Here is a 22,395-nt window from a genome sequence, read left to right on the forward strand (position 1 = left end):
TCAGATAATTTCCATTCATTATTAATGTATCGGAAATTTAATTTATTTTCTCCTAAATCTACAATAACATTATAAGGATTCTGTTCAACAAATAAAATTTGCATTATTATCCGACCATATCCTCTATTCTTTCTTTTTCCTTTTATTCTTAAAGCTATTAAATTAGCATCATAATTTGATTTGTAATAAACATAGGTCTCTAAATCCATTTGTATTTCATTTTGCATCGTTTTAAAATCTTCTAAAACAATTCTACTAGTCATTATCGGCCTTCCCGACTTTTTACTTATTTCTTCAAAAAAAGATTTTGTGAATACTTTAAATGTTAAAAAAAGATTGATATTACTGCTCAAGTTACTACTACAGGGTTGCCTAAATGATTTTGGAACATAGTAACAATAAATACTAGGAGGAAAACGTATATAGATTAATTCAACGTTTTTTTTATTTTTTAAATTTTCAATTATTAACTTTCCTAAGGATAAATATTTGATGTTTATATCTTTATTACTTGTTTTAAATTTAATAAAATCAAGACTGTCTTGTATTTGCAATTTTTCACACTCATTCTCTGGGCACCCTAGGTTTTCAGGAATTCCTGCAACAGTTGGGCAAGAGTCATCTTTATCTAAAACACTATCGCCATCTGTATCTGGCCAAGGGCAACCGTTATTTTCTGATGGACCAACCAAATCTACGCAAGCATCATCTTTATCAATAATACCATCACCATCAGTATCTTCCCAAGGACAGCCGTTATTCTCTGCAATACCAAATACTTTTGGACATTGATCTAAATAAAATAGAATAGAATCACTGTCTTTATCACTAAGACAAGTCTTTTTGCTAAATTCCTTTTTGCATTTTGCAAAAGCTTCTTTATTAATAATCTCCTGTGAAGAACAAAACAGAAATGCGAAAAATGATATGAATGTAAATATGGTTTTCATCTTTTTTTGAAATTTTTTAACGTATCCGTTTTCGCATAGATTTAAAACTAAGTTTCAGTCTTATTTTCTTTTTCGTCAAAACTTTCTAACTCTTTACTTAATTCGTCTAATAATTGTTTTTCTGTTGGTAGATAAAGCTGATATTGACTTGCAATAATCTGTTTCTCACCTTCTGGTAGTGTAAATTTAACAACTGCATCATTCTTGTCTGCGCAAAGCAAAATTCCGATTGTCGGATTTTCATGTGGTAATTTTTCCTTACGGTCATAATAATTTACATACATCTGCAACTGGCCAATATCCTGATGGGTGAGTTTATGTGTTTTGATTTCGATGATAACAAAACATTGTAATAATCTATTATAAAAAACCAAGTCTACAAAGAATTCATCTCCTGCAAGATGTATTCTTTTTTGTCTTGCTACAAATGAAAAACCATTACCTAACTCCAACAAAAAGTCCTGCAAATGGGTAATAATAGCACTTTCCAAATCTTTTTCATAATAAGAATTCTCCCTCTTTAATCCTAGAAATTCCAGAATCATAGGATCTTTAATAATTTCTTTAGCTTCAGATGGATGTTTCTCATTTCTCGCTACTGCTAACACACCTTCTTTATCATTACTTATTAAAAGCCGTTCGTATAAACTACTGTAAATTTGTCTTTCCAATTGACGGACTGTCCAATTATTCTTTATTGTTTCTGCAATATAGAACTCTATTTTATCCTTATTGTCAAGCCTTATAAGAATTTTGTATTGGCTCCAGCTCAATTGCGAATACACTGTATTCGCAATTGGAAATGTGCGGTAAAACTGACGGAAAATTTCAATTTGTCTTTTAGAAAAGCCTGTACCATATTCAGGTTCCAACTCTTCAGAAATATATTTAGTAAGAAACTTACCATAGTCTGCACGATCTTTTCCTTCTTGCTCCTCCTCAAAAATACGCTTGCCAATACGCCAATACATCATGGTGCGATGATGATCAACAGTGCGGATCGCATTATTCTTTGCCTCTGCTATAATGTTTTTTATGTCGTTTATTATGACCCTGCTTATAGACATATTTTGGTAATATAACTTTAATTTCAAGAATTGATAAAGTTATAAAAAGAAAAATAATTCCTATTATCATGTATGCAAAGATTGGCTCTTGAAAAGACATTTAAGTTTTATAAATCGTTTAAAGATACACTGTGTCTCAGTTATTTTAATACATTCTGATTAGAAACCGCAATTATATTATCAGCCAATTCAAGAAACAACCAAATAAACAATAGTGACAAGGAAAAAAATCATTACATTTAAAAAATTAACAGAAGTAAAGCATTAATTGTTTCGTAAATGAACAATTTGCAGGTGAATATAATTATGGTTTTAGGCTTTTGCTTGCTTTTTATTTAAAAAATGAAAGCAAAACTGAATCTTGAAATATTTACTTTTTAATTTACGGTTGGTTATCTTTATTCCTTGTTTTAAAGAGTTTTTCCGAAACTGAAAGAAATTGGATTTGGAACTTATAATTTTCTTCAAGAAAAGAAATAAATCTAAGATATACATATCAGGGAACCTGATAGTAACAAAGAAATGACCTGATTTTTATTAAAGGACGATGATATCACACTATTTACAGGCACTAAAGGAGAACAATAAAATAGGAAATTTTACTGATGAAGGTTTAACACCTTCACAAATCATCCATTTAGAACAGCTGTATAATAATAGCAATCAATTTCCAAAAATATTGAAAGAGCTATTATTATTAGCAGGCAACTATTGCAATTGTTTAGATTATGGCCCATATGATAGTATGCAGGAAATGCAAACTGAAGGAAGATCTAATTTTAAACAAATGAGAAATATCGTAATTTCACGACCTCACTTTTATGTTGAAATGCTATCAAATGATTTAAATTTATTTATATTTTTAGATGAAGGTGACAATCCAGAAATCAATCAAATAGCAGATAATGCTACTTCAACTAATTTCTTTCGAAGAACAGGACTTACCGTAAAATCGTTAATAGAAGCACGAATTCAAGATTATAATAAAGGAAACAATCCTTTCTAAGGATTGTTATAAAGACTACAGGAAAATGAATATACTTGGAAATCTTGAATTTAAGGAACGAAAAAGGTGGATTTAATTGCTTTACATCTAGTTCTAAGCAATATAAAAGATGGCCAGGTTCTGATTTATATTACATCATATTATAACTCCAGCTAATTTCTCGCACCATTGGTGAGAGTTTTGGAGAATCTTTATAAATTTCATAAAACTGTTTCATCCTCCACAGGTTCTTATCAGAAAAACCTTTGATTTCAGGCTCAGCAATTTACAATCTAATCGTTTTTTGAGATTTTATTAATGTTTTCCTTTAGTATATCAATATTATCCTCATATAATCTTCCTTTCACAAAACACTTCGAAAGAATCCTGATTTTAATAAAAAATCCTAACTTTTTAAGTTAAGATCAAATTTATTTCTAAAAAATTAATTTTATTAATTTATACAATATGCCTCTATCTCTTTTAAATATTGAACAGCCTTGTCACCTGATGAAGCTGGTATCTTATAGGTTTTATATCGTGCATTATAACTTTGTTCTTTTAACCATCTATATTGATTTTTTATTTTTGAACATTGTAATTCAATCATCTTCATTTTAACAGTATGTTTTTCGGGATGATTTAATACCTGAATGGCTTCATCGATATTATTGCATATTTGTCCATGAATTGAAGTAAATGGATAAACTTTTAGATCAGTAAAGTGTAATGCAGAATAAAAGGCAGTTGTAATAGTCCAGTCATTATATTTTTTGTGTACGTTAAGTTCTTCACATAATTTTTTATTATGTAATGCATGCTCCGTCTTATTTGCCATTTTCAAATTTAAAAAATTTGTCGATATTTAATTCGTTAACATCGATATTCTCATATCCTACAAAACTAAAATTAATTTCTTTTTTTAACTTTTCACTAAATTCAGCTTCATACTTAAATGCTAGATCATAAAAATCATTAATAAAATCATCATTTACTACATTTTCTTCACTTACAATAAATATCGCTTTAAAAGTATTATTATTGGTAAAGATATCAATTATTTGATACTCTTTAACGCTCAAATGCTTCTTAATAATAATAACATATTCTTTGAAATGGTTTAACAATTCAACGCTTCTTAATTTACTAGCATCAGAACTTAAAACTTCGCTCCAATGTTTATAATTAGGAATTATATCATGATTTGTATTTATTTTCTCATCACAAAATTTTAGCACATTAAAACCAAAACGATTAAAACTTGCACTTTTTCTATATAAATCTAGCATTTCATCTGGTAGAAGAGTTGCAGATATATTTAAGGATCCTAAATGAAAGTCGTAATTATCTATCGGATCGTGCAAGTCCGAAGTTGAAATAATAGATTTCTTACTGTCATCTTTATGGACTGTTTTATTTGCCAATTTCTATCTATTTAATTTACAAATATATGAAAATGTGTAATATAAATATTAATATAGAAATTTATGCCATTAATTAGTTGATAAAATTAAATGCAATAAATAATGCTTTACAAACTAAAGGTGAACTTAGGCGAAAATATTTAGCTAATAATCCTTATTAGAATCAAACTTTCTTACGTAATAAACCCTCTTTTTGACAATCGTTTTTTGAGACTTATAAAACTTCCATCAATTATAAGATTTACTATATCTAAAATGAAATAACCTGATATTAAAATTGAACTTAAATGAAAAGTAAAAATATTTTACTTTTCATTTAAGTTCAATTAAGTACATTCTTAAAACTATTCATTATACTAAATAATCATCAGTATATATATCAGGATAAATAATTTGATAACTATTCAGTGAAACTTTTGTACAATCATAGATACATACTTGAATAGGAGGAATTAAATCCAAATAGGCAGGGAGCTTCTCATCAAATTTAAATCTTTGTAAAAAAGATTCATTTCCATCATTAGCAGCTATAGAACTGGTACCTAATATTCTTACAGCATAATGTGTGAAACAATGTATTTTTTTCATGAATTCAATAATTCTTTTTACAGTAGTTCCTTTATTTGCATATCCTTCCGATACCATTCTATCAACAATATTTCTCATATCCTTTATATGAGAAATATTACTTGCTAAATCGTAGCATAATTCTTCATTTAGATCTGCTGTTGCATGGCAAATTACATAGTTCGTGTAGCCAGAATTCTTTCCCCAAAAATGGGCTAACTCTATAAAACTATCCCAGAAATAATATCCATCTCCTAACCATGAGGTCTTTTTTCTACATTTAAAAGGCCCATTTGCATCAATATATTCAGGATTATTTCTATCTTCTAAAGTTTGATATAGATAATTCAAAATTTTATTCTTCTGTAGTTTTTTCACTAAGAGGCTTCTCAAGTGAAGTTAAATTCATTGTTGGTAAAAGTATAGGGGGCACATTAGCTTGAATAGTTACCATACTTAAAAAACCTCGTAAAAATGGAAATAAAATAGCAATTGAATTCCTATAAAAGAATGGAGGAATATTTTCTAATGTATCAATATCTGTAAATTTAAACTTTCCAATACAATTAATTGTAACAAAATCGTTTTCATTATCATCACATTTGGCAGAGAAACAGAAATTTAATGTAAAAATTTTTTTTTCTTTATTAAATTTACCTGAAGGATCAAATTTGATTTGATATTCTTCATTATTGTAATTATCAAGATTGATATTTACTTTATCGAAAAGATAATGTTCTAGTGAGAAGGCTGCTTTTTGTATCATTTTTAATATATTATTAATTAAAAAATCCGAAGCAATACTCCGGATTTTCTTGTTTATTTATTATCTTAACATTCCAAGGAGACTCTAAATTCCTTACTTTATAAATGTTTTCTGACCATTTTAAGAACTCCATAACTGGAGGTCCAACGGCATCCATAGCTTCAGTTTTATTCCATTCAGCCAATACTTTTTCTTTTGGTGTATTGTAAAGGAATTCTTGTAAAAGCTCAAAATTTGTTTTCATAATTTAATATAATTAAAAATGAACCAGGTCTAATTTTGATTCATAGTTATAGTTTAATTTTAATGTGAAATATTTGAACGGCTTGCTATATAACAAACAAATAATATGCTAATAATAATTTTATAATAAAAGGCAAATTATTTCACGATGTAAATATATATAATCTCACAATTTTAAGGTTAATGAATTTTATGATTTTCATGCACTAACTCTATTTATAATTATTCTAAATAGCATAGTATTTAATTTATAAAACAAAGATACTATTGAGAGGCGACAAAACTCGACGTATTAAATTAATAAATATAAAAATTAACAAAACATTATAATTCAGCACTTTAATTTAGCATTATTTAATTATAGAACGATTTTTATTCATTATTAGTTTTACATTATCGTTTTGTGAGACTTTATAATACAATTCTTAAAAATAATACAGACAGAAAAAAGAATTAGAAAATGCAGATTTATTCACTGCAGGGAATTTTGCTTTCAATAATATTTCCAAAAATTTCCCCACCAAATCTGGTAAATCTATTTCTTTTCAGCCACTAATTGGATCCTAGCGTATTACCTATCCGGTAAGATTTTAAAAGTGGTTTAAAACCACTTTGGTTTTGGATATGTAAATTATTCAAGTTAAGCACATCATTAGAGAATTGATTAACATATTACGGATTTATTTTTTTTATCTCATCTAATGTTCTTAAACCAGAAATATTCTTTGCTTCTATTTTATCTTTATCAAAAATTAAAACATCTTTTGAAATATAATTTAAAATAGAAAATGGCTCGACTTTGCACCGGTTTAAATGTCTTATTAAAAATTCTAGAAAAACCGATAAATTTTCTGATGGACTTCCTTTGTAATTTAATATATTTTCGATTTTCATAGCATCATCTGATACCAAAGGCTTAAATCTACCTTCAATAATACTTCCATGAAATCTGCAACCATTATTAAGAATTATAATATCATTTGTAAATATATCTATGGGTTCTCCAATTTGAGTTTTGTCCAAAATGCCATCTATAGCAAATATGAATGAATATAATGGGTTTTTATACTTCTGATCTATGTCAAAGGCTAACACATCTCTGATATCTGCATTTATGGCAGAAAGTCCATGAAAAGTATTCTCCTTTAATTTACGATTCATTACATGTTTAAAATGGTAAATACTTTTAGCAAATTCTTTTGTATGTTTAGGAGCTAAAGTTTTTTTAATTTCACCTATTGCCAAAACAGATTCTATTGGATAATATACTGTACCATTTCTACTTTCAAAAAATTTTGGAGTGCTTAACCTGTCGAAAATAATTATATCAAACTGATTACTTACATTTCCTTCATCATCAATAATTTGTCCTTGTTTTACTAAATATCTTTCAGGTAAAAATAGACTTATTTTTGAACGTATCAAATCTTCAATTTCATCTCCAGAAGATCTTATATTAGATGATTTATGAATAGATTCTGCCTTTAATTTTGTTAAATTTATCTCGTTAATTATATCTTCAATAGCATCTTTGAAACTGAATTTTTTCATAGTAGATTGTTTACTCAAATATATTTATTAATTGATCAAATATTTCCTATAACTTCCAGAATAAGTAAGTTCCGGATATCGAAGCTATATCTATTTTTAAAGATAAAGATTAATGTATTGAAACTTCAATTTTATGACTAAATTAATTAGGTACAAATTTGCAAGCCCCCACTAAGACAAAATTCTTGTTGACATCTACGAAAAAATACCAGCTGTTATTTCGCCTTTAGATTCACCTATAATATATCGGCGCAATTATCAAGCCGGTTCCAATTCTTCCTCATTGAAGAGCTAACTCTTAATTTTTTTACTGATTTTGCCCTCACTTTTTAACTTGCATTAATGACAAGCTATAATAGGAAGAGACAACAGCCGGAGGTTACCCGGATTAACATTCACATTTATAATTGAAAAAAAATTATAACGGATCATAGAGATCAATATACAATTGCCCTAAATTATGGTCCTTGGACTCTAGTATGATTCTCTTAAGTACTACCCGAAGCACACTACTTTTACGGAATTTCTCTTTGTAATATATTGTAAGATGGTTAAAAAGCCAGTCTGAATTGAACTTTTTGTAATCGAAATTATCTATATCCAAAACCCAGCAGTAATAATTATCAAGGGCTTCAAGTGCCTCTCTTAGTTCTTTAGAAACTGGGCGGTCCAAGCTAAAGGATAAATTGACGAATTCATCTAAATAAATATCTGTATAAAATCCTGTATCAAACAATATCGTCTTTCTGCCTCCTTCAGCAAGGCGCAAAATATCTGCTTCATACTGCATGGTCAGCTTTTCTTCTTGCCGTATATGTCCCTTGATCACTAAGGAATAATAGATATTCCCGTCGAAGCAGTTCTTTATTTTTGTGTCCAAAAAATCTATGATCTCCGTTCTGTAGTTTTCATCAGTAATAAAATAATGAAGATCAAGAAGCTCATCAACCTTTTCCTCACTGAGATAACTTTTAATGTCCGTTAGATATTTCATTCTGAATCTCTCCCATTCACGTGCAGAAAAATCCAGTTTTGTATTTCTTTTTTTCGTGGCATTTGCTAGTGTGTGAAGTAGTTGTCCGTATTCTACGTTTTCCATCGAATATAGGGTATGAAAAAACTTTTGCACGGTCTCTTCAGTAAGAAATAATGACGTATTTGTCAGAAAAAAAGATAACATCGGAGCAAGTTCATGATCATGTAGACGTTTCTGAACTTTTAAAAACTGTAGTATATCTAGTGCTATCAGATCTATATCTGAAGAGGGCATTTCAGTTATTGATACTACGACCACAGCATTACTGAACATTCTCTTATAGCGAATCCAGATTTCGTCCTCCCCATCGGTTTTATTCTGTCCTATCCAATCCTCCAGGAAAATGTATGAATCAACCAACTGCTTGATCTGATCAACGAGAAAAGAACTATCCTTATCACTTACATACTTTATCTTTTTTATACCGTAGCGCTTTTTATATCTGATTATATCATCGCTCTTACCGTATGCAATCACCTTGGAAACGATAAAGTCCGTAAAGTGCAGAAACTTTCCTTGCAGTGATGGACTGCAGGAATATGATGCAAACAGCCCATCCAGCAGAATACTTGTAAGAGAATGAAGATCGCTAAAATTATCAATCATTAGAAAATTATGCTCCGCAAACAGTACAGTTTCATAATATACCTCCAATAACGATTCTGTATCATTCGTATATCCCTGAATCTGGTCGGTATTTTGATCCTTCAGCTTTGCAACCAGCTCCTTCATTCTATCTCTTGCATAATCCAGGAAATTACCGTAGTGCAAGTGGTCAAGGATATCATTTATAGAGGCTTTCCTGCAAACCATAAGGATTTCGTCAAGATTTAAATCCCGATATCCCGAAAGCAATTCCTGTGGAAGATCCTCACTTGTCTTCCGGTACTTTAGTGAACGTCCCAGCAATAAAAGATTATATTTGGCAATGTAGTAAGTTATCCATCTCCTTTCGCTTTCAGCTTTTTTAACAACATCCTCCAGAACGGAAATTGACTTTCCATAATCACCGTGCAGATAAAATGTATATGCCTTTTTTAAACTTGCAGGTTCAAGGTCAATACCTTTTAGCATTATAAAGGATTTTCGGAACTGTAATCTTCTAAAAACGCAAACCGAACAGGTGCATTCATCTCTTTGCCTATGGACTAAACTGATGGGTTTTTCTCCTTGATATGATATTTCATACACGAGGTTACTGCGTAAAAAATCCGTTAATTCAGCTTCTGAAATATCCTGTTCTACTAAAGTGCTTTTATCGGCTAAAGCCGGCAATATGTCCTGATCGATAAAAAGATTGTAAACATCCTTATTATCCGTGTTTAAGACAAAAGGGATTTTGCGTTCAGTGAATTCTTCCCCAACAACAAATGGGGTATGGAAACAGAATAACCTCTTAGGCAGAAAACTTATATCGGAAAAACGGTTATTGATATAGCTTACCAGCCTTTCAGCTAAAGGCTTGCCCGTATCATCCGGAAATAATTTTGTAATAAAAAACTTTCCAGCACCTGCTGACTTTTTTTTTGTAGATAGGCCTACTCCTACTAGCGCCTGCATTCCTACAGCAAGGTCGCAAAAATAAATAATTTTTATATCGGGATACCTGGCACTGATATCGGCATGAATGACTTCCTCGTTTCCCGGAGCTGCAAAATCCGTATGGTTTGAAGAGAAAAAAAACAATTCTCTTTCCCCTCGTATTGAAAGCTCATCCAAGGTAGCAAAGAGGATCACAGCATCGTTATCACTGCTCTTTTTTTTACGGAAAGGTGCCTTACTATGTTTACGATGTTCCCACATCAAACTGGCAGCCTTACCCTCGTCGGTAATCAGCACCGCGCTTTCTAATAGCTGATCAATGGCAAATACCTGTGCCTGCAGCCGTTTGTCAGCCAGTACTAGCTCGGGTTCACCTATATCCGGCGTTTTATCAAAGAGCTCGGAAACCTTCATAACATTTTTATGCTTCCTAACAATATCACTAATCTTTTTAAGCTCTTCCTCCCTATGCTTATTCCATTCAGCCTTTAGGGTCTCAGGATAGTACACCGTAATATCTCCCTGTTCCTGCCATAAATGGATTTGGCGCAGATATGGATTGAATGTTGTTCTTGACACCAGGGTCTTCAGTATATTAGTATCAATTAAAATATTTTTAGCCATCTATTGATTCTTGATTGTTAAATGTACGGAATCTCCCCATACAGTTGTTTTATTTTCAATGTTCTTATGCTATCATTTTTAGGACGGTTTTATTTATATTTCATAAATTCCATCATATCGGCCTGAAAAGTCATTATTTCATTGATCGCTCCCAGATCGACACTCCTTTTTGGTTGTATACGCAAAAATTCGACATACCTACCTGTGGCCCATAATGCAATTCTTGATCAGACCTATGTGCCCGTAATCAATTTATTCATTAAAATCCTCCAGTGACAAATAGAAATTGTGTTCCACTTTATATCTTTTTTGTGATCGGATATCTCCGCCGGCTTAAGGCATATCTTAGTTTTAACAGATTACTGGTATGTTTTTAATTTGAGGAGAAAAAAAGAAGTCCAAAGTTTAATTTTGATAAACAATTGAAATTATAGTGGCATTACTAAACTTAACTTATATAAAAAATATACTTATTACATTCAATTAAATTCAAAACGCTTTTAAGATTATATGGTTTTGATTTATGATTCAAAATAATTTCTTTAATATCTTTCTTTAATTTATTAATAAAAAATAAATCTCCTCCCTGATTAAGAATTTCATTTAATTTTAATTGATTTATTTTTCTGACTACATTTTCGCAAATTTCAGAATCATTATTTTGGCATATACTAACAATAGCTTCAGTTGATAATCTAATAGGTGAAAAATGCCTGCCTGCAAAATGTTTTTTCTCATTAACTAATCCAAGTTCTAAAATTTTAATTAGATCATCAATTGCATTTCTATTTGAATAATTCTGCCAAGTAGTATAGTTAAAATTATTATCAATACTCTCGTAGTTTTTAGGATTACTTTCAACAATTTTTCTTAATTTTCTAAATCCTGCGTCACTATTTGCCAATATTAGATTTTTGATAATATTTGTCTCTTCCATTATTTGCTTATTGACAAGAGTATCATAATTATCTATTAGATATTTTTCAACAATATTAGGTTTATTTTGCTTAATTATCAAATTCAAAACAAAATCTAAAATATATCGCTTAGGATGTAAGTATTTTATATCAATAATTTCCTGAAGAAATTTCAAATCAGTACTGTACAATAATTCAATAAGTCGTTTTGCATAATAATCATTATCTACCAGCAAAAATTCTTTCACCTTTTCTTTAATGTCAAACTTTATAACTTTTAAATCAATATTATTATCAACAAAATACTTTATGTAAGAATATATGCTATTTTCGTCTTTTGTTTTGTGGATATTTTCAGTTATTCTTTCAGTAATTTTATCTGGAGTTACAATTCCCGATAAAAAATCTAAATCCATATTTTCCATATATCTACTAAGCCAAATCATATTTAGTAGTAATTTTTCATCTAAATTAAACCTAAAATATTTCTGGAATTTGAATATAGTCTCAAAAGTTAAATAATCTTTCTTTAACCACATATCGCTATCAAACATGTATCTAGAATATGCTTCGTTCACTTTTTCAGTATTTGCAACACACCAATTCTTAATGTAATTCTTTTGACTTTCTGATACTACTATGTTTTGCTCATTTTCCTTTGGCAAAGCATCTAAAATATTATTAATAATATTGAGGTCATAGTTACGAACATGTTGAGATAAATCATCAACGCTTAAATATTCCGTTCGCTTAATTTCTTTCCTGATAATTTGCCATAAAATATCTTTGGCATTCTCTGTCACATTCTCTCTTAAGATGCTATTGCCATTAAAAACTTTATAGAACTTATTCGTATCTTTATGTGAAAGCTTTTTTGTCTTTTTAAATTCAAAAATTCTTTCCATCTGTTTGACAATTTCCTGTTTATTAAACAAAATATCAAACTCTCTTTGTCTTTTAGTTTTGTAAAATTCATCGATTGCGACAATTTCATCATTAGTTATTTTATCTGTAAACCTAAATTTTGTAGTGGCTTCAATTATATTTTCAAAAGAGCTACTTAAATCAAAATTTCCAACACGGATAATATTTCTGAATCCTTGAATAAAATCATTGTTTATTTTTTTATCTTTATACTTCTGAACTATTTCTGGGAAAAATTCTTCCTTTACAATTTCAGCAAGAAAGCTCTTTTGAGAATAATTTCCAGATAACAAATCAAAGATGGTAAAAAAAACTTCTTTCTCTATACCACAAGATTTTACTAAATCAATTAGTAAGTCATCCTCATAATACCTTATTTTATCACATATCACAGCATTTGAAATAATTTGTATCAAATCATCATGAACTTCAAAATTCTTAACAAATGTTAATTTTAATTGTTCTAGAAAATCCTTTATTAAACCTTCTCTTATCTCGTGATTTTTATGTCTTTCAATTAAAAATGAATATATTTTAAGTAAGGATTTGGAATTTTTTATTCTTTTAAAAACACCGAAAATGCTTTCCTTTCTCGAGATTACATTTCTTGTGTTTGAAGGATAATTCCAATTTTTTTCACCGATAGATTTATCTAGAATTTCTAGGAAGTAATCTAGATTTGATTCAATAAGTTCTACAGGAATAGTATAAACAATAGCATCTACAACATCTTTATAGTCATAGTATTTTAGTTGATCAAATACATTTTGATAAAAGGATAAATTCTCTTTTAATTTAGAATTTTGGATTAATTTTAAACTATCGTGCAATAAGAATATATTTACTTCATTATCATCTTTAAATTCCTTAATTACTTGTAGAATAAGTTGCTCAATTGCTTCTTCTTGAGCATCTGAAAATGACATATGGGAAAGTAAACTTACAGCTGAAATTCTCGTTCTATTATGTAGCTTTTTATCTTTTGCCTTTTCAATCAAATATATAACATTTTTTTTCACATTCCCAAAATTCGCTATTTCGGAAGAGTTATCTATCCAGAGAGTATCAATAACACAATTCCTTTCAAAGAAGTCCTGCAAACATTTTATTCTGATTTCATCTGAAACTCTATCATAATCCGCTTCAAATATGAATTGAATATCATTTTCACTAATCCAATCAATGAGGTCATTATAAATGATTTCTGGTAGATTTAAGTTTAGTAAAAAGGACACTACATTAATCCAAGTAGGATGAATTTTATTTAAATTGCTATCGATTCTAATGAAATCAATTATCTCTTCAAAACTTAATGTCGCTAATATCTTCGCAACGAAATATTCTTGGATATTCTTATGTTCAAAACTCCAAGTATTATCTAAGCTTTCTTGTAAAAAGGGATTTTTAAAAACATCTAACGTCTTACCACAAATTGCTGAAATTTCACTTTTAGTAAGTACTGTTTTTTGCATTGCTTCCATTGATAGAGCAATCTTTTTTGATGTTTCTAAAATTTCGGTTACATCGAACGACGAATCATTTCTATACTTAATATTTTCATCCTCTTCTAAACGACCTCGAACATATTTTTCTATCAATTTAGATCTATTAAGTAATATTTCACTTGTCTTTTTATAATGTTCACCTAATAAAACCAAGTAAAAAGGGTTTTCAAGAATATCTCTATATTTCCAAAAATTAAATCTGTTATCAGTTCGCAAATCAAGATTGTACTTTTTTAACAGGAACTGAGCAGCTAAGCCTTCAGAAACTTCATTGAGAAAACATATTTCAAAGCCAAACAGATCTTTAACATATTTGTTATAGATACTTGTTCTACAACTTAAAATAAACTTTAATTTATTACGCTTAATTAAATCAGCATTATCAGTAATAAAACTGCGTAGTTTATTTGTAAAATCTGTAATATTATGTACTTCGTCTAATCCATCAAGAATTACAAATAAATTTGAAATATACTGGTAATCTTTTGGCAGTAAACCCTCAATCTTTGTATCAGTATTAAAGTCTTTTAAAGTTAAAAATTTGGGAATCTTTAAATTATTCTCTCTACTTTCCCAGAGTTCGATTGAAAAATTTTTTAAAACATAACTTTTACCAAAGCCTGGATTTCCCAAAACAACTATTCCATAAGCGGATTTATTTAGTTGTTCTTCTAAATCTATTTGATAATCAGGATTATCAAAAACATAAACTCCTCTATCTTGAAATTTTCTAAAATTCCTGAGTATATGATATTCATCTTTGCTAATTTTCCCAATATACTTCTCTCTATCAAATTCACTAATAACTATTCGTTTTAAATTCTTGCTGGAGAAAATTAATTTTTCAAACTTCCTTAATAATTCATTTCTTTTCTCAGCATTCCAATCGGATATTACATCACCATATACTTTTTGGTAAAATTCAGGATAAAGTCTAAAATAATCTGCAACATAGGATTCAGGCATTAGAAATTCTACTGGGCATCCTTCACTAAGGGTTTGGTAAAAGCCTTCTAATTTTGAGTTCTCATTTGTATTTGAAAAATTTTCAAATGGAGAAATAAATAAAAGTAAATCAATATTATTATGCGTTGAAATAATATGTGGTATTTTTTCTATTGCCTGTGTATAATTCAGATTTGTCTTATAATCTTTACATTCAGAGTAGATTGTATAACTTCTATACCTACTATCAACAATCTCTATAAGATTATCATAACCATCTTGCGAACCCGATTTTTGAGTTCGTTTTCTAGTAACAGTGTAATTTAATTCGCTGAATATTTTTTCTAAAAAATCAAGAGCTATGATTTCAAAATCGCCACCTTTTTTGGACATATGATTATTTTGTTAGATTTGTTTTAATTTTATTACCTGGAGCCATATCTCTTTACGAGCTTCATAAATGATGACAATCTTTGGTTTGGGCCATTGTCCCAGATATATCCGAATCTAATCGTCCAAAAATAATCAGCTATATTTGCTACCGGTTTATCTTCTCTTACAATCTTATCTGACAACTGGTGACGACCAGTAGGAATGTTGTCATCATAGATATACTAGACCCAATCACCTGGGAGTAAAGCCGGATTAAATCCTTTTATTAACTTAATCCCGAAGTACAGAACATCCAAATTTACGCATTGTATTAAGACTAATCATTTTTTTAGACAAATAATGTTTTCAACTCTTTAGATAAGGGATTTTGTTAATAATTAAAATAACAATAGATTAAATATATCAATAATAATTTGTTTTTTATTTAAGTTTTACTTAAATTTGACTAAGTAAAAATATACAAATAATTTAAATGAACCATATTAGTGAAGATGACTTATTAAATCGAAAATGCATGTACATTGATAGAACCTCATATCTTTCAGGCGCTGATTTACAGAATGCCTTAAATGAAATTCAAAATGCCTCAAACATCTACAACATTGATTATTCTGAGAAGATTAAATCAGCTTTTCAAAGTTCTATAACAGAAAAATGTAACATACATTCTCTAGAAGATATTACTGAATTAATAGATATTTTTGAAAAGCTGACTGCAGAGGATGATACTTTAATTGATGCAAAAAAATATTTAATAAAACTAAAAACTGTAAAAAAACTTTTGAAGTTTAAAATTCAATTTTTAAATATTTTAGATATGAGAGCAATTATTCGTAGTTTTAAAAATAATATAAAAAATATTGTGACAGAGGAAGATTCAAAAATTAATATTTCAATAATTGAAAGTATTAATTTTAAAATCTTACTAAATGAATTCCAAAATAGAGTTATCTCAACAAATAAATTATGTGCTGATACATTGTGAAATTTCAGCAGAAGTGAAACAGTTGCTATTAAATATTAAAGACGAATTAAATAAGGATCTTAATAGCGATGAAAGATTCGATCTTTGGATCAAATTAATTTCAATTTTTAAAGATATTGCCGTAGTGGCAACTAATTTTATTAAAGGACCAGAATAATGACAATAGGAGACGTGATTAAGTTGTTGCTTAAGAAAAAGAATATTACTCAATTGCAGTTAGCTGAAAAAATTGGGAAAAGTACTACTGCTATTTCTCAAATAGTAAAAGGCCAATACAGCCCAACCACAGAAACGTTAGAGAAAATATCGAAGGTTGTGGATGTACCGGTTCCAGTAATGCATTTTTTAACTATTTCAGAAAATGATATTCCAGAGGATAAAAAGCAACTTTATAATTTATTAGCGCCATCGATGAATAAATTTCTTAACGAAATTTTTGAAATTTAAAAAAATCCCATCTAGTATAGATGGGATTTTTATCTTAATATGAAGTTAATATTTTTTCAAATATTATTTTTTAATTCCCATATTTTTTATTTCTTCATCCGTATGATTATCCAGAATTTTAGCATACCTATAGAATGTTGCCCTGGTCAATCCAAACGGCTTAAAAATTTCTTCCGGACGTTTTGTTATATCCTTATATATATTACGTAAAAGCAAAAGTTTAGAAATTGTTTCTTTAGTATAACCTTTCGGCCTGCCTCCTAGCCGACCTCTCGCCCTGGCAGATTGTAAACCGGCGTTGGTTCTCTCCCGGATCAGCTCTCTTTCATATTCAGCAAGTGATGCCATCAGATTTAAGAAGAGTCGGCCATTTGCAGTAGCAGTATCTACTCCATCAGTTATACCTTTTATTATAATACCTTTGTCACTTAAACTTAAAACAAGATCGATAATGTTTTTTAAGCTTCTACCTAATCGGTCCAGCCTCCAAACATAAAGTTCATCACCTTCTCGAAACTGTTCGATCATCTTATCAAGCTCCGGACGATTTTTTGTTGTACCGGAAATTTTCTCCTGGTAAATTTTTTCACAGCCTGCTTTTTCAAGGGCTTCAATCTGCAAATCTAAATTTTGGTCTTTGGTTGAAACCCGGGCATATCCTATTTTCATATTTTGTTACATTAAACTCATACTTTGTAAATTTATGAAACTTTGTTTAGTGATATGACATTTTGAGAAAATATATTGAAAAAATAAAGTAATCAAACCCGACCACTTTAAAAATCTCACAAAACCACCGTTTTTTTGATATTCTCAGGGCTAATCATTTTGTAATCTTCCCGAAAAGAAGTTATCATGTGACTACAAACTCGCATCACCGCTTTAAAAAATATAAAAACCTGGTACTGGATTATGAAATTACAAAACCCAATCAGGCTTGGGTAGCCGATATTACCTACATAGGAAACCGGAAGAACCCTGGTTATTTAAGTTTGATCACCGATGCCTATTCCAAAAAAATAGTTGGGTATTATATTGCAGATAACCTGAATACGGAAAGCAGCCTGATAGCGCTTAAAAGGCATTAAGGGATAATAAATCCAGGATGGAATCATTGATTCATTATTCAGACAGAGGTTTACAATACTGTTCGAATTAGTATCAGAGAATTTTAACAAAAACGGAATTCAATGCAGTATGACCCAAAACTCAGATCCTTATGAAAATGCAATGGTAGAAAGGATCAACGGTATTTTAAACAGGAATTTGACATTAACAAATATGATTTTGAAACTTCACTCAGAAGAAAAATGGTAGAGGAATCAATTGAAATTTATAATGAGTTCAGACCTCACTTTTCAAATCATTATCTCACTCCGAACAAAATGCATAGCCAATCGGATATAAAAATGAAAACATATAAAGCAAAAAACCGAAGCAAAAATGTTTCTGCTTCGGTTTAATTAATCTATTTTTGACCTATAATCTATATCGGATTTTTAGGACGTGACAGATTCCGTAAACTTTATCCGGATGGTTTTGTAGAAAAATATTCCTAATAAAATTATACCTACAATAATATTATAATTTCCTAATGTTTTATTAGAAGGAGCATACAAGTATGTGTAAATTAGATATTCTACTGTAAAAAGTAATGTTATAGAAAGTACAAAATATAATCCTTTCCTTATCTTCAATATATAATACAGAGGAAAACCAAAAACAAATATTAATGGTATTGCATATATTGCCACATATAAAATATAATTCAAGGTAAGTTTAAATATTTCCGAAGCTGTTTCTGCATTTTCTAATACAATACTCTTAAATCTATCCCCAACAAAGGCTAGTATAAAAAAGAAAAGAAAATACTTTACTAATAAATACAAAAAACTATTGATAAGATTGACTTTAAACATATTAATTTCTTTTATAAAAATGTGATGGGTAGTAAGAAAAATCTCTTTTTGGAGCGATTCCACCTGGTGTCGGAGTTGCTCCTATAACAGGAGCCGTATGAGTTCCTGGAAAAGATGGTTGATTATACTGCATTAATGTAGTTCCTGTATTATTCAACTTTAGAGTAGCTGAAGGAAATATGTTAGTATAAGCATCTACAGAAAGATTTCCATTACTACTATTGTAATTAATATTTAATTTTTGGGCTACATCTACAATTTTAAACCCTGCTGTATTTAGACCAAATTCTTCTATTGGAGATACACTTGCATGTTGTTCAAAACTTGCATTAGCTCCTGTTGGAGTAGAATTCATACTAAATGTATTATTGCTTCCACCTTCTCCTGGATAAAACATTCTTGGTTGTCCCACTGGAGTTACACCAGGTTCAGATTGAAAATTCCCTACCAAGCTTATTAATTCTCCCGCATCATTTTCTCTACCTGTTAATGTTAAGGTGCTTGTTAATTTAACACCAGATGCATCTACGATACCATTTAAAGGGCCATCCCAACTTTTTCCATCAATGTAACTTGTGAAGTTAAATGTTAATTCTTTTCCTAAGTAAGTTTCTCCGGCTTTAGTTGAGGCCTGGTCATTGGCTTTATTGTCCCAATAAATGGAACCGTCTTTTCTTTGTACAAAGTCTTCTGTTCCTCTACCATCCGGATCAGTAAAACGGATTGGGTTATTCATTGTATAGTTATAAGGTGACCATCTTCGATATTGTTCCGCCAGCGGATCTACCACTCCCCAGCGTCCTATATCTGCCATGTAAAACCTAGCACCGTAATCATACATTCCCGATTCCTGGATTTCCATCCCGTTGTACTTATAGTTTTTGTATCCTCCGAGTATACTTTTCACTCCTCCGATATGGTTCATCCCAAATGCATAATAATTGTTGGTATTGGTGATCTCCAGATTTCCCTGGACATCTTTTGCATAGTTTACCCTTATATTTCCAAGGTGGTCTGCATACTGGTAAATATAACGGTTTTCAGTGAAACTGTAAACCCCCTCTGCCGTATTTACAAAATCAAGGACCCATGCAGGTCTCAGCGTACCCGGAAATACAGGTTCACTGAATGCCTGCTCCTCATAAGCCACACTTGTGCGACACCATAAACACGGCTGTACGGTCTCTGAAAAACTGTACTGGAAACCGTCCAGGTAATCGGTATACCTGTATGAAGTGGCCTGTCCTCTTCCTCCGCCGGTACTATAGGTTTTACGCAGCTTAATCCCATCTGTCCGGTACAGGTAGCTTAAATTAAAATTCGTATCGGTTCCGAAAGGATCTACCTGGGTAATCCCGAACTGATCCGGAAGGCTTAAATAATTGTAGCCGATTCCCTGGATTCCCTTATCCTTCATATTGACCATACTGCCGTTCATATCATAATCGATCAGGTTATTCCCTCCTTCATAACCTGTACTGTTGGACATGTTCTCAATCACTTTATCCAGGCGGTTGCCGGTGTATTGATACACCAGGTCATCAATCAAAGTTGGCGTAGGAGAAAATACCTGTGGAGCAAATCTTTTTAAGGTATTGATATTTCCGTTCAAATCATAGGTAAGGTATTCATTGAAACTTCCGCTTACTCCCGTGCTTGGTTCCCTGTAGTAAGCACTGGCGAGCCTGTTCAGCTTATCATAGTCATAATTATACCTTTTCATCAGGTTTTCTGAACCGTTATTCCAGTCTATCTCTGTAATATTGCCGTTGAATCTTCCTGCAGTAATATTTGAGGATATCGGATTATTATACCTAAGTTCATACCCAAACAGCTTTCCATTAAGGTTTGCCGGATCATTGATCTTGGTCATCCATCCACGGATATTGTATGAGTAGTCGATACTCTGAAGCGGGCTGGAAGCTACCACGCCGCCTACTTTTTTATTTGTAAGCTGCGAAAGGTCATTATAGGTATTCTGCGCCAGGATCTCTTCCGTATTGTTATCTACCTTGTGCTTATGGATCAGAAGCCGGTTCTGGGAATCATAAGTAAAAGTCTCGGTGATGACTCTTTCCATATCAGAATCTAATCTCTTATGATAAGTACTGGTATTTAAGATCATTCCTGAGAAGCCAAGTTTGCTCTCCACTCGGGTATATCCGCCCAAATGGTTGATTGAGTAGCCCCCGATCGACCTTCCTTTCTTATCATAATACGTATAGTTCTTCGTCCAGTTGTCATCTTCAATATTCTTTACCAGGCTCATGACAGGAAGGCTTTTCGTATTCCTGGCTTCAGACGAGGCCGAATCGGTCATTACCGGCTCACCCATAATACCCGAGGGAAAGCCGGGGTTGAAGCTGTAATAAGGATACGTATCGTAATAATTGACACTCAGAAGCTTGGTGATGGTATTGGGATAATTGCCCGGTGTATTGTTGTCGTAATACACATCCATGCCGGTACTGGAAAAACCTACCATGGTGGTCCTTGCCACATTGTTGCTCCCTTTGGAATCTACATTAGCCTGTTCAGAGGCCCTTGCCGCGCTTCCGTAAGCCTGTGAACCGGTATAAAGGCCGGTGTAAGCAACTCGTCCGTGCTGGTCGTATTTTGTGAAAAGCCACTGATTGGAAGCACCCATATTGGCATCCTGGCTCATCACCGGACGGTCCTGCCGGTCATATATGATATATTCCCAACCCTTGCCCGGAAGCTTTTTCTCTACAAGCCTTCTCCTGGAATCGTAACGGTACTGGTAACACAGATCATTCAATACCGTATCGGCAACAGTTGCTCCTGCCGCTAGCCCCGAAGACTTGAGAAGACCCACCGCCTTTGGCGGGATCACAAAAGACAGAAGGTTATACTCATTATATACGTAATAAGTGTCCGCACTCTCCGTAGCACTGATAAAATGGCTCACCAGAACCACCTGGCCCTGGCTGTTTTTAAACTCTACCGTCTTATTCCCGTCTTCATCGGTAACGGTATTTTTATAAAGCTTATCGGATTTATAAAAACCCGATAAAGAATTGTCCGAATCCAAAGAGGTCTTCAGAACCGATGAACTCGCTCCATTGGAAAAACCGGTCGTCGTTGTAAATTTATAAACCTCCCCTCCGTTATTGGTATCATACTCAAACTGGACCGGGTGCCCCTGCCAGTCCTGGCCCGGCTGGATCTGGGAAAATACCCGGTCCAGAGGAGAGCTCTCCAGTTCCTTATGACCAAAGGGACGGCTGTCGCCGTAAAATGAAGTACCCGCACTGTTGACATTCGACTGGATGCCTCCGCTTAAGGTACTCATCGGCACAGGTAGCCATGAATCGACCACGCGTCCGAAACCATCATAAGAAACACCGCTCACAAGGTCCTTCCCGCTTGGAGCCGCCTTGACTTTCACCGTCTGCTTCGCCCGGCCTAAACCGTCTAAATACTGCACCGTTTCCGAAACTTTGGAAACCTGGTTATTAAGGTCATAATCTAAAATGGTTTTGCTGTAAATATAATTTTCTCCCGTGCTCGGAGTCGTAGACTGCCCCTGGTAAAACCCTGAGACAAATAAAGCACTGATCGGTATAATGAGTCTTTTCATCCTG

Annotated in this window: 16 protein-coding genes and 1 pseudogene; 4 read left to right on the forward strand and 13 right to left on the reverse strand. The window is 31.5% G+C overall.

Annotated features, from left to right (window positions below; translation table 11 throughout):
• Positions 1-569 precede the first annotated feature (569 nt).
• Positions 570-827, reverse strand: a pseudogene (locus CHA01nite_RS20860) (thrombospondin type 3 repeat-containing protein); the annotation flags it as partial.
• Positions 828-997: 170 nt separating this feature from the next.
• Entirely contained in the window at positions 998-2,017 is a 1,020-nt protein-coding gene (locus tag CHA01nite_RS16370) for a PDDEXK nuclease domain-containing protein (RefSeq protein ID WP_146943312.1), read from the reverse strand.
• Between the two features lie 547 nt (positions 2,018-2,564).
• On the opposite strand from CHA01nite_RS16370, the gene CHA01nite_RS16375 reads away from it, so the two are divergent.
• A complete protein-coding gene (locus CHA01nite_RS16375; RefSeq protein WP_146943314.1) occupies positions 2,565-3,023 on the forward strand; it encodes a hypothetical protein in 459 nt (152 codons plus the stop codon).
• Positions 3,024-3,153: 130 nt separating this feature from the next.
• Here CHA01nite_RS16375 and CHA01nite_RS16380 read toward each other — a convergent pair whose 3' ends face one another.
• The 9 genes from CHA01nite_RS16380 to CHA01nite_RS16420 form a co-directional block, all read right to left on the reverse strand.
• On the reverse strand, positions 3,154-3,288 hold the full coding sequence (locus CHA01nite_RS16380) for a DUF1016 N-terminal domain-containing protein (protein ID WP_146943358.1): 135 nt from the start codon (positions 3,286-3,288) through the stop codon (positions 3,154-3,156).
• A gap of 168 nt (positions 3,289-3,456) precedes the next feature.
• Entirely contained in the window at positions 3,457-3,840 is a 384-nt protein-coding gene (locus tag CHA01nite_RS16385; protein ID WP_146943316.1) for a hypothetical protein, read from the reverse strand.
• Entirely contained in the window at positions 3,830-4,426 is a 597-nt protein-coding gene (locus tag CHA01nite_RS16390) for a hypothetical protein (RefSeq protein ID WP_146943318.1), read from the reverse strand. The genes CHA01nite_RS16385 and CHA01nite_RS16390 overlap by 11 nt, the downstream gene beginning before the upstream one ends.
• A gap of 351 nt (positions 4,427-4,777) precedes the next feature.
• Entirely contained in the window at positions 4,778-5,344 is a 567-nt protein-coding gene (locus CHA01nite_RS16395) for a hypothetical protein (RefSeq protein ID WP_170234752.1), read from the reverse strand.
• A gap of 4 nt (positions 5,345-5,348) precedes the next feature.
• Positions 5,349-5,759, reverse strand: coding sequence for a protein-export chaperone SecB (locus tag CHA01nite_RS16400; RefSeq protein WP_146943322.1), 411 nt, complete (start codon positions 5,757-5,759; stop codon positions 5,349-5,351).
• Positions 5,760-5,772: 13 nt separating this feature from the next.
• Positions 5,773-6,003, reverse strand: coding sequence for a hypothetical protein (locus CHA01nite_RS16405; protein ID WP_146943324.1), 231 nt, complete (start codon positions 6,001-6,003; stop codon positions 5,773-5,775).
• Positions 6,004-6,674: 671 nt separating this feature from the next.
• The gene (locus tag CHA01nite_RS16410) at positions 6,675-7,553 is read right to left on the reverse strand and encodes a DUF6602 domain-containing protein (RefSeq protein WP_146943326.1); all 879 of its coding nucleotides are present in this window, start codon (positions 7,551-7,553) and stop codon (positions 6,675-6,677) included.
• 418 nt (positions 7,554-7,971) lie between these two features.
• Positions 7,972-10,755 (reverse strand): PIN domain-containing protein, encoded by a 2,784-nt coding sequence (locus CHA01nite_RS16415; protein WP_146943328.1) that lies wholly within the window; start codon positions 10,753-10,755, stop codon positions 7,972-7,974.
• Between the two features lie 448 nt (positions 10,756-11,203).
• Positions 11,204-15,439, reverse strand: a complete 4,236-nt coding sequence (locus tag CHA01nite_RS16420) for an NACHT domain-containing protein (RefSeq protein ID WP_146943330.1) — start codon at positions 15,437-15,439, stop codon at positions 11,204-11,206.
• Positions 15,440-15,953: 514 nt separating this feature from the next.
• Between CHA01nite_RS16420 and CHA01nite_RS16425 the strand changes: the two genes are divergently transcribed.
• Both CHA01nite_RS16425 and CHA01nite_RS16430 read left to right on the forward strand, forming a co-directional pair.
• Complete coding sequence (locus CHA01nite_RS16425) at positions 15,954-16,424, forward strand: hypothetical protein (RefSeq protein ID WP_146943332.1); 471 nt, start codon at positions 15,954-15,956, stop codon at positions 16,422-16,424.
• Positions 16,425-16,580: 156 nt separating this feature from the next.
• Positions 16,581-16,871, forward strand: a complete 291-nt coding sequence (locus CHA01nite_RS16430; RefSeq protein ID WP_228458439.1) for a helix-turn-helix domain-containing protein — start codon at positions 16,581-16,583, stop codon at positions 16,869-16,871.
• Between the two features lie 63 nt (positions 16,872-16,934).
• Here the strand turns inward: CHA01nite_RS16430 and CHA01nite_RS16435 are convergent, their stop codons facing one another.
• The gene (locus CHA01nite_RS16435; protein WP_146943336.1) at positions 16,935-17,540 is read right to left on the reverse strand and encodes a recombinase family protein; all 606 of its coding nucleotides are present in this window, start codon (positions 17,538-17,540) and stop codon (positions 16,935-16,937) included.
• 188 nt (positions 17,541-17,728) lie between these two features.
• Between CHA01nite_RS16435 and CHA01nite_RS16440 the strand changes: the two genes are divergently transcribed.
• On the forward strand, positions 17,729-17,959 hold the full coding sequence (locus tag CHA01nite_RS16440) for a DDE-type integrase/transposase/recombinase (RefSeq protein ID WP_146943338.1): 231 nt from the start codon (positions 17,729-17,731) through the stop codon (positions 17,957-17,959).
• An 832-nt stretch (positions 17,960-18,791) separates the two neighbouring features.
• On the opposite strand, the gene CHA01nite_RS16445 is transcribed toward CHA01nite_RS16440, so the two are convergent.
• Positions 18,792-22,391 carry a DUF6443 domain-containing protein gene (locus CHA01nite_RS16445; protein ID WP_146943340.1) on the reverse strand — a complete coding sequence of 1,200 codons (3,600 nt, stop codon included), beginning with the start codon at positions 22,389-22,391 and terminating at the stop codon, positions 18,792-18,794.
• Positions 22,392-22,395: the final 4 nt, after the last annotated feature.

The organism is Chryseobacterium hagamense, from assembly GCF_007991455.1.
Taxonomy (GTDB): Bacteria; Bacteroidota; Bacteroidia; order Flavobacteriales; family Weeksellaceae; genus Chryseobacterium; species Chryseobacterium hagamense.

Coding starts and splice junctions, on each gene's coding strand:
- CHA01nite_RS16370 (WP_146943312.1), bottom strand. CDS start 2,017: ATGTCTATAAGCAGGGTCATAATAAACGACATAAAAAACATTATAGCA.
- CHA01nite_RS16425 (WP_146943332.1), top strand. CDS start 15,954: ATGTACATTGATAGAACCTCATATCTTTCAGGCGCTGATTTACAGAAT.
- CHA01nite_RS16435 (WP_146943336.1), bottom strand. CDS start 17,540: ATGAAAATAGGATATGCCCGGGTTTCAACCAAAGACCAAAATTTAGAT.
- CHA01nite_RS16420 (WP_146943330.1), bottom strand. CDS start 15,439: ATGTCCAAAAAAGGTGGCGATTTTGAAATCATAGCTCTTGATTTTTTA.
- CHA01nite_RS16430 (WP_228458439.1), top strand. CDS start 16,581: ATGACAATAGGAGACGTGATTAAGTTGTTGCTTAAGAAAAAGAATATT.
- CHA01nite_RS16410 (WP_146943326.1), bottom strand. CDS start 7,553: ATGAAAAAATTCAGTTTCAAAGATGCTATTGAAGATATAATTAACGAG.
- CHA01nite_RS16415 (WP_146943328.1), bottom strand. CDS start 10,755: ATGGCTAAAAATATTTTAATTGATACTAATATACTGAAGACCCTGGTG.
- CHA01nite_RS16400 (WP_146943322.1), bottom strand. CDS start 5,759: ATGATACAAAAAGCAGCCTTCTCACTAGAACATTATCTTTTCGATAAA.
- CHA01nite_RS16445 (WP_146943340.1), bottom strand. CDS start 22,391: ATGAAAAGACTCATTATACCGATCAGTGCTTTATTTGTCTCAGGGTTT.
- CHA01nite_RS16385 (WP_146943316.1), bottom strand. CDS start 3,840: ATGGCAAATAAGACGGAGCATGCATTACATAATAAAAAATTATGTGAA.
- CHA01nite_RS16405 (WP_146943324.1), bottom strand. CDS start 6,003: ATGAAAACAAATTTTGAGCTTTTACAAGAATTCCTTTACAATACACCA.
- CHA01nite_RS16375 (WP_146943314.1), top strand. CDS start 2,565: ATGATATCACACTATTTACAGGCACTAAAGGAGAACAATAAAATAGGA.